At 54.8% G+C, this 1,024-nt stretch carries 1 protein-coding gene; it reads left to right on the forward strand.

The genetic code is table 11. The features are described 5' to 3' along the window. Window positions 1–178: 178 nt before the first annotated feature. The gene (locus tag RMSM_RS24795) at window positions 179–898 is read left to right on the forward strand and encodes a hypothetical protein (RefSeq protein WP_236622291.1); all 720 of its coding nucleotides are present in this window, start codon (window positions 179–181) and stop codon (window positions 896–898) included. Window positions 899–1,024 lie beyond the last annotated feature (126 nt).

Here is a 1,024-nt window from a genome sequence, read left to right on the forward strand (position 1 = left end):
ACTCCCAGACTCCCAGACTCCCAGACTCCCAGACTCCCAGACTCCCAACTCCCAACTCCCAACTCCCAACTCCCAACTCCCAACTCCCAACTCCCAACTCCCAACTCTCCCTTGCGAGCGCGACAAAAAATTTGATAACGCTGAAGAACCTGCCCCCTCTTTTGCCAGAGCGAGTCCATTGAAGCAATCCGATCACGTTATCACAGCCTTGTGTTGCCGAATTGTCATCCTTGTTGTTGGTACTTGGCTTGCGTTATCCCCTGCTATCTCGCTGGCGCAGTTGCCTGACGGGCTGACCAAGTCTCGCTGGGCGATGGATGACCCTATCTATTCGGAAAAATACGGCGACGGCGCGGGCAAGCTTGATCTGCCTGGCAAAGTCAAGCAGGCAGCAGATGCTCGATTTGTCGAAGGATTGTTCGGCTGGTATGGCGCGGCCGGAATCAGTTCGCTCGGCAAGAACGGCAACGCGATGGGGACACTCGAGGCGGGAGCCACTGGTTATTGGACTTCGTATTTCACTAACCGCTTCGGTTTGATCGCTGCTGTGAACGACCAAGACTCGTACATTGGAGGCGAAACGGGACTTCGTCTTCAGACGCCTACTCGGCTGGCTCCGTTTGTTGGGCTCGGTCTCTTCGCTGGATACGCTGACAGCGAGGAATTGGCCGATAACGATGACATCGACAATGACGAGGATGGACACATTGACGAATGGGGAGAAGAAAAGACACGGTTCGATGGCGTCTTGGCCGCAATCTATCCCGAAGCGGGTGTTCATTTTTGGTGGACGCCACGTCTACGCCTAAGTGCGTATGCCCGACAGATGATCACCACAGAAGGTCGCGACAGCGACACCGTCTACTTTGGCGGCACAATTGGAGTATTTTCGCGGTAAGCAAGTCGAGTTAAGCGACGTAGATCTGGCAGATGCGTGATTCCCCGTCGACGAAAGTGGCGAAAAATCTAGTCGCGACTGCGAAAACGGGAAACCAGCTCTGGGTGGGGCTCGTGGTGTTAGAAA

Source organism: Rhodopirellula maiorica SM1 (genome assembly GCF_000346295.1).
GTDB lineage: Bacteria > Planctomycetota > Planctomycetia > Pirellulales > Pirellulaceae > Novipirellula > Novipirellula maiorica.